The sequence below is a fragment of the Nostoc cf. edaphicum LEGE 07299 genome, from assembly GCF_015207245.1.
Taxonomy (GTDB): domain Bacteria; phylum Cyanobacteriota; class Cyanobacteriia; order Cyanobacteriales; family Nostocaceae; genus Nostoc; species Nostoc edaphicum_B.
This window is the reverse complement of sequence record NZ_JADEXF010000117.1, coordinates 1-7888: the sequence shown is the minus strand read 5'-3', so window position 1 is coordinate 7888 and position 7888 is coordinate 1. Positions and strand designations below refer to the sequence as shown.

Annotated in this window: 3 protein-coding genes and 1 pseudogene; 2 read left to right on the top strand and 2 right to left on the bottom strand. The window is 42.2% G+C overall.

Features of this window, described 5'->3' with window-relative positions; translation table 11 throughout:
* Positions 1–17 precede the first annotated feature (17 nt).
* Positions 18–272 carry a DUF7219 family protein gene (locus IQ229_RS05345; protein ID WP_194041944.1) on the bottom strand — a complete coding sequence of 85 codons (255 nt, stop codon included), beginning with the start codon at positions 270–272 and terminating at the stop codon, positions 18–20.
* A gap of 343 nt (positions 273–615) precedes the next feature.
* Positions 616–2430: a ShlB/FhaC/HecB family hemolysin secretion/activation protein gene (locus tag IQ229_RS05340; protein WP_194041942.1), complete on the bottom strand. Its 1815-nt coding sequence runs from the start codon at positions 2428–2430 to the stop codon at positions 616–618.
* Between the two features lie 207 nt (positions 2431–2637).
* On the opposite strand from IQ229_RS05340, the gene IQ229_RS05335 reads away from it, so the two are divergent.
* Both IQ229_RS05335 and IQ229_RS05330 read left to right on the top strand, forming a co-directional pair.
* Positions 2638–7497 carry a CHAT domain-containing protein gene (locus tag IQ229_RS05335; RefSeq protein WP_194041940.1) on the top strand — a complete coding sequence of 1620 codons (4860 nt, stop codon included), beginning with the start codon at positions 2638–2640 and terminating at the stop codon, positions 7495–7497.
* Positions 7498–7613: 116 nt separating this feature from the next.
* Positions 7614–7888, top strand: a pseudogene (locus IQ229_RS05330) (hypothetical protein); the annotation flags it as partial.

Sequence of the window (7888 nt, the reverse complement as noted above, 5' to 3'; positions counted from 1 at the left end):
ACCTCCTTCTTATTAGTTTAAATTTCTTGATTTCCGCCAATAAACAATTGTTTTTTGCTATGTTTCAACTCTTTCCAAAGAGACTTAATTTGCTCATAAGCCTCTTCCTGAGACAATTTTCCCCCTGTCTCTAGACAAGTGATGTAACTAATTTTTTGAGAGAATTCTTGGAGGTTGGAATTAAACACTAAGTTCTCTGGCTGAAATTTACCATAATACCGACTACGAGGGTAAAAAAAGCTGTTTTTGTCTTGCGAGTTAGGTTGTGTCATAGGTTTTCTCTTATAATTCTTTCCTTCTTAAATTTATAAACTAAAACTTTATCCTTTGTGTATATACACAGGAGAAAATTCAAATTCCTGAAGAAAGAAGTTAATTTTTTAGTTCAATATTAGGATAAGGCAGAAGAACAGGTAATTAACTGTGGAAAATACTGAATTAAGTACCTTATCTACCAAAAGGAGTAAGTCTAATGGAATATTTTTTGCGAGAAACACTAGAAAACACTAAAAGAAGTAAGTGAAATAGCATTTTGCTGATTAAACTCGACTTGCTCAAATGCGGCTCAAATAATATCAGACCAGCAGAATTAATTATGATTACCATAGTGTTTAGCTAGGGTTGATAGCGAAGGCTAAAGTAAAAGCCATCATCCTGAGCGTTATTACCACGATCGCTCAGATCGATAAATGGAAATCCATAATCGAGGCGCAAAAAGAGATTATCAATTCCCATTGCCTGATTCCATATTAATCCTAAGCCTGCGCCCACTAAAAAAGTTTGATTGGGTAGCGGATTGGGGTTATCAGATTGATTCCAGACGGCTCCCATGTCTAGAAATGGCGCAAGTTGAATTGTAGAGAATCCAGATTCATTGCGCTGCACTGTAAACCGATCTTCGATCGCTACCCGAAATCCATTATCCCCAGAACGGATATTTTGGCGATATCCCCTTACCGACTGTCCGCCGCCAATCACAAATTGCTGGGAGGGTAAAAGGCTATCTGGTGTAAGCTGCAAGTCTGCTTGGATGAGCAATAAATGATCGTTACTGAGTTGCTGCACGCGCTGTATTTGACCTAGCCAACTAAAAAAGCGACCATCGGGTATGGGGTCATTGTTGATAGTTGCATCTAATATATCAACGCCAAAATTAAATTGCGATCGCAAAAACCAAGCTCCTTGAGGTTCGCGCCTGATATAATCTTGACCAAATTTAATTACACTGGTGCGGCTAACGCCATTGGCATCAGGCCCAATGCCAAAGGGGGTTGCGAGATTATCAAAAAGGAAGGTTTGACCATCTTGATAGGTAAATCCTAAAGATAGGGCAAATTCTTCTCTAGGCGATCGCATCAATGGTTGACGATAATTGATCTCATAAAGATCCTGGTTGGCCCGAATATCAAAGGCATCAAAGGGTGGCTCAGTAATTTCGTTGCGATTAAATGCCGCTCGAATCTGCACTTTGCCGTTCATGGCGTTCACGGGAACCTGATAACTAAAATCAAAGACATCGGAACCACCAGAGAGTGTATGGTAATAGGAGCCAGCTAACTCATCTCCCATACCGGTTAAATTGCGCGATCGCAATTCAACACCCAATCTTTCCGCGCCAATACTGGGAGGCGAATAATTATCTACACCCAAACTACCAATTAAAGTTTTTGCCTCTTCAACTCTGACAACGAGAATACTTTGACCAACTTTACCTGTTGGACGCAAACTCGCTTCCACATTGGTAAATAAGGGATCGAGTCGCAACAATTTCAACTGTTCTTCGAGCTTACCAGTATTCAGAGGAATACCAGCACCTAGTTGGATGCGACTACGAATATAAGATGGGTTTAATCGCCGCGCCCCTTGGATGTCAATTTCTGTCAAACGCCCTTCCAACACCCGAATCACCACAACACCATCTGCGGTACTAGATTGTTGAGTATCTGGAATCGCTCTGGAATTTATATAGCCTTTATTTAGGTAAAGCTGAGTAACGGCATCGGCGGCTTGTCTGATTTCTTCTAAAGTTAAGTCCCGTTCTTCAAACGGCTTCACTACTGGATTAAAATCATTTTCATTAAAAACTGTGCTACCTACAACCTGAATTTTCCGAACCCGAATGCGTTGTGGTGTTTCTGGTTGTGGGTTAATTGCTGGAGTAGGTTCTGTTTCCTGTACTATTTGTAACTCTGGCTGACTGCTATTTTGAACTGAGTCAGGTGTAAAAATATTAGCTCTAGCTCTCAGTCCATTTGCAGTTACAATCCAGACCGCAGGCAGAATTAACAAGCCGCACCGAAAACTGAAACTGTGGTTACTGCATTTAGTAATTGCCAAACTCCGCCAAGTGTCTAACTGATGAGATAAATAGACAATTTTTTGCTGAGTCGTTGCTCTAGGCTGAACACCAGTTTCTGTTTCTTTTCTCATTTCTCTTCAGTGGAGTGCCTTATATAACGACTGGGCTAATTTTGATTTTTGAGTGTGCTATGGCTGTATGAGTATTTCAATATCATATTTTTGATATTCAAATTTCAAAAGATTTGTAACTAAAACTATAATTAACAGCGATTTCTTCTAAGTGATAGCCCTTAGCATTATATTGTGGTAACAGGTAGAAAACTTGGGAAAACTTCGATGTCACCACTGATTTCCATTGTCATCGTCAATTACAATCGGGAGTCTTACCTTCAAGAAGCGATCGCTAGCGTTTTAGCGCAGACATGGCAAGATTTTGAGCTACTAATTTGGGATGATGGCTCTACAGATAAATCTGTGGCGATCGCAAACAACTATGCTCAACAAGATGAGCGAGTGCAGGTAATCCAAGCACACAATCAAGGATATACGGCTGCACTTAAAGCAGCGATCGACCTAACTAATGGCACTTACATTGGTATTGTAGACAGTGATGATATCTTAGCTCCTACTGCCCTAGCCCAAACGACTAAAGTCCTCAACCGCTATCCAGAGACAGGATTTGTTTACACTGATTACTTAAATATTGATCGAGACAGCAAAGTTATCGGTTACGGTCATCGCTGTGGCATTCCCTACTCCCAAGAAGGTCTTTTAGTAAACTTCATGACGTTTCACTTCCGCCTGATTCGGCGGTCGGTTTACAACCAGGTGGGAGGTGTTAACAAGTCGTTCCGCTGTGCCCAAGATTATGACCTATGTCTGCGACTTTCAGAGGTAGCCCAAGTGCGCCGCGTTCCAGAGCCACTCTACCTCTACCGAATTCATTCTCAAAGCATCTCTATTACCAAAAGGACAGAACAAATCTTCTGCTCTAAGCGAGCGATCGCTCAAGCACTTTGGCGGCGAGGATTAGCAGACAAGTTACAAATCGATGTAGAATTGCTCACAAGTCGCTTCATATTACGCCGCAAAAAATCTTTACTGTCTAATATCGCCGCTTCAGGCCTAGTTATTGCCTCGCTGGTAAGTCCCAAATTAGCCCAAGCACAACAAATAGTTCCTGCTGCCGATGGGACAAACACAATTGTGACTCCCAACGGCAATCGACTTGATATCACTGGCGGCACAACTTCTGGAGATGGTGCAAACCTCTTCCACAGCTTTCAACAGTTTGGGATTTCACCAGAACAAATCGCCAACTTTCAAGCTAGTCCGGCGTTGCAAAATATCCTTGGTCGAATTACAGGCGGGAATGCCTCGTTTATCAATGGTTTAATTCAGGTGACAGGTGGCAATGCTAACCTTTTCTTGATGAATCCAGCCGGATTTATTTTTGGAGCAAATGCCAGTTTAAATGTGCCTAGTGCTTTTACGGTGACAACAGCCAACGGCATCGGTTTTGGCAGCAGTTGGTTTAATGCTATTGGTGTTAATGACTACAATGCTTTAGTTGGAAACCCCAACGGATTTGCCTTTAGTACCAACCAGCCAGGAGCGATCGCAAATGCTGGAAATTTGGTAGTAGGTACTGGGCAAAATTTGAATTTATTAGGCGGTACTGTAGTCAACACTGGGCAACTTTCAGCACCCGGAGGGCAGATTGCCGTTACATCAGTACCAGGACAAAATTGGGTGCGTCTTAGTCAGCCAGGAAATCTGCTGAGTCTAGAAATTCAGCCCCTCGCCTCTAGTAGCACCCAACCCAATAACTGGACAATTCCGATTGCATCTTTACCAGAATTACTCACAGTTGGTAACACAGGCTTAACTGTCAATCCTGATGGAACTGTAAAATTAACAAACTCTAATGTGACAATTCCCACAAATCCAGGTACAACGATTGTATCTGGGACAGTGAATACATCAAGTCAAACAGGCGGTACAGTAACTGCTTTGGGTCAAAAAGTCGCGGTGATTAATGCCAATATTAACGCCTCTGGAACCAATGGCGGCGGTACTGTGCTAATTGGTGGAGATTATCAAGGTAAAGGGACTTTACCCAACGCAGATCGGACTTATGTGGACTCAAACTCCGTCATTAATGCTGATAGTAATTTGAATGGAAATGGCGGACGGGTAATTGTTTGGGGTAACGACACAACAAAATTTTTGGGTAATATTACCGCTCGTGGTGGTCTTAACTCCGGTAACGGTGGTTTTGTAGAAGTGTCGGGTAAGGAGAATCTGATTTACCGTGGTAATACTAATCTGAGTGCCAATAATGGTATTGTTGGTAACTTGTTGCTAGATCCAACCGATATCAATATCGTAGATGGTACTAATGCACCTCAAGATACCTTTCTGCCTGAAATTTTTCAAGATGCTTCCCCGGCTATTTTCACAATTTCCAAAGACGCTTTAGAAAATAGTAATGCTGTTGTGACTTTAGCAGCGACTAATGATATTACTCTCGCTAATGGCGTATCGTTGAATTTTGTTAATGATGATCGTGTTGGCGGAGCGATCGCTTTTACCGCAGACGCAGATGGTAATGGTGTAGGTGCTTTTACGATGGGTACAGGCGACACCATCAGAACTAATGGCAGAGATATCACCATTTCCGGAGCTAGCCTGTCTTTGGGAATCATTAATACTAGCAGCTTCTTCATCGACGAGGGAGGTGAATTTATTACTAATGGCAGTGGTGGTAATATCGCCTTGTCTGCAAGGAACAATATTACTGCTGGTGATATTATCGCTAGAGGAGAAGGTTATAACACAATTCTAGGCGGCAATATTACTGTTGCAAGCACCAATGGCGCTGTCAGCCTGGGAAATCTTGACACTAGCGCTATTTCCACCGACAGAAACAGCAATGCCACGGGTGGTTTAGTCTTAATCGATACATCTAGCAACACTACAAATACACCCAGTAACATCTCACTAACTTCAATTAAAACTGAGGGGATTGTGTTAGATGGCACCGGATACGGCATTAATGGTATAGGCACTGGAGGTCAAGTTACAATCAGTACCTCTGGTTCTGGCATCGTCAGATTAACGGACAGTTTTCTTAATATTGCAGGTATAAATGTCAGTATTTCTACTATTGGTATTGGTAGTGTTTATGGCACTAATCCCATAAACGGCGCGATCGCAATTCAACATGGCGGAGGAATAACCAATACTCCATTCACAGTGGGAGAATTGACTGTGAACGGGACAACTGCTGCGATCGATGCTGGTAGTTCTATCATCTCCACGGGTAGCTTCCCAGTACTTCCTGAAGGTGGCCCAGCAATAGATACCCCAACAGGAATTACAATCAATTCTGTAAATATACCTCCCCAACTCACTGCCAATTCTCAGTTACCCGATACTCAAACTAATCAGTCAGTGACTTTTACCTTTGCCAGTCTAGCGGCACAAGTTACCGATGCAGACACAGATATCACATCGATTCGGATTGATACAGTGAATACCGGAACTCTAACTGTGAATGGTGTTCCTGTAGAACCTGGCGTTACCACCCTATCGGGGACAGAAACTTTAGTTTACACTCCTCCAACTGATGCTAATGGCTCACTAAACGCCTTTGTCATTAGTGCAAATGATGTCGTTTCCTCTTCTGAACCTGTACAGATAGGAATCAACGTTAGTCAAACTCCTACTCCGAATCCTGAAACTCCGAATACTGAAACTCCGAATACTGAAACTCCAAATACTGAAACTCCAAATCCTGAGACTCCAAATCCTGAAACTCCAAATCCTGCCCCCTGCACATTCCAATGCAATCTACCAGGTAAACCGAATAACCCCGTCCTCAATAATCCTAAGATTGATAACCCCGTTCTTAATACCAATCCCACTCCCGAAGACAATTTCACAGATGATTTTGCCGACCATTTAGGCATACCCACCCCTAGAATCAAAACCCTAGATGATGCCAAAGAAATTGCTCGCAAAATTGAAGAAGCTACTGGTGTGAAACCTGCATTTATCTACATCAGTTTTGTCCCTGTGGAAATTCTACCAGAGGAAAATTTAGGTAAAGCTCAAAAACTTACAAAACAGTTAAATACCATAACAGAAAAGGATAGCGACCAGCTAGAAGTAGTAGTAGTAACCGGAAAAGGCAATCCTATCCGCAAGCGCATCCCAGAAACAACTAAAGCCAAAGTTCTCCAAGTAGCTCAAGAATTTCGTGACCAAATCGTTAGTCCACAAAACCGTCGTCGCACCGGTTATTTGCGTTCATCTCAACAACTTTATCGCTGGATTATTGCACCATTAGAGGCAGATTTACAGGCGAGAGAAATCAACAATCTGGTCTTTTTACCAGATATTGGGTTACGTTCAACCCCAATGGCAGCACTTCACGATGGTAAGGGATTTCTAGTAGAAAAATACAGTATTGGTTTAATGCCTAGTCTGAGTTTGACTAATACCCTCTATAAAGACATCAAAAAATCTCAAGTTTTAGCGCTGGGAGTTTCTCAGAGTACTCAGGGACAAGAGCCTTTACCAGCAGTTCCCCTTGAGTTATCAACACTAGTATCTAAACTCTGGCAGGGCAAATTATTGTTAGATAAGCAAGCCACCTTAGAAAATCTCAAAACTATCCGCCGCCAACAACCTTTTGGAATTATTCACATGGCAACCCATGCCGATTTTGCTACTGGTGCTTTGAGTAATTCCTATATTCAACTGTGGGAAGACAAGTTACGCTTGAACCAATTAAGACAGTTGCGCTTGAATGAACCTGAAGTTGAAATGCTAGTGCTGAGTGCTTGTAGAACAGCTTTAGGGGATGAAGAATCCGAACTAGGATTTGCGGGTTTAGCAGTGCTGGCAGGTGTGAAAACCAGTGTTGCTAGTCTTTGGTCGGTTAATGATGCTGGCACAGCAGCATTGATGACAAAATTTTATGAGAACTTAAAGACAGCTCCCATTAAGGCAGAAGCTCTCAGACAGGCTCAAGTAGCTATGGTCAAAGGGCAAATTTATGTCAAGGATGGACAAGTGCAAGGTTTAGAAGTAGTTGAGAATTTGCCTTTACCTGCTGACAGTACTGATGAATCACTTATGCATCCTTATTATTGGGCTGGATTTACAATGGTTGGTAATCCTTGGTGAAGATAGGGAATCGACATACTTCTAGCGGATACTACGGATGAAAGATGTGTCTTCTTGCAGATGAACGCTACAATCTATCAGAAAATCAAAGAAATAGTTAAATCCAGAGTGGCTTCATGACGGCTAATTTAACACCAAAAGCAACATTTGACTTTGTTAACGTGCTATCTCAGGCTGCGGCTAAATATAGACAACCAAAAAGTATACGCCCTAATGCTGAAATATTAGTAAAGGCGTTGCTACAAGCCGAAAAAACTGCCAAGCAGCAAAAGTTGACTTATCCGTTTGAGTTTCTTCTCGGTAAATGGCAACTTTGCTTTGTCACTGGCACTAAGAAAAACAGAGGTAGTGGGGGAATTGTATTAGGCAACGGTTTCTATGTACCCAAATT

Excerpts from the sequence above, each read along its gene's own strand:
- IQ229_RS05340 (WP_194041942.1), bottom strand. The coding sequence starts at position 2,430 with ATGAGAAAAGAAACAGAAACTGGTGTTCAGCCTAGAGCAACGACTCAG.
- IQ229_RS05345 (WP_194041944.1), bottom strand. The coding sequence starts at position 272 with ATGACACAACCTAACTCGCAAGACAAAAACAGCTTTTTTTACCCTCGT.
- IQ229_RS05335 (WP_194041940.1), top strand. The coding sequence starts at position 2,638 with ATGTCACCACTGATTTCCATTGTCATCGTCAATTACAATCGGGAGTCT.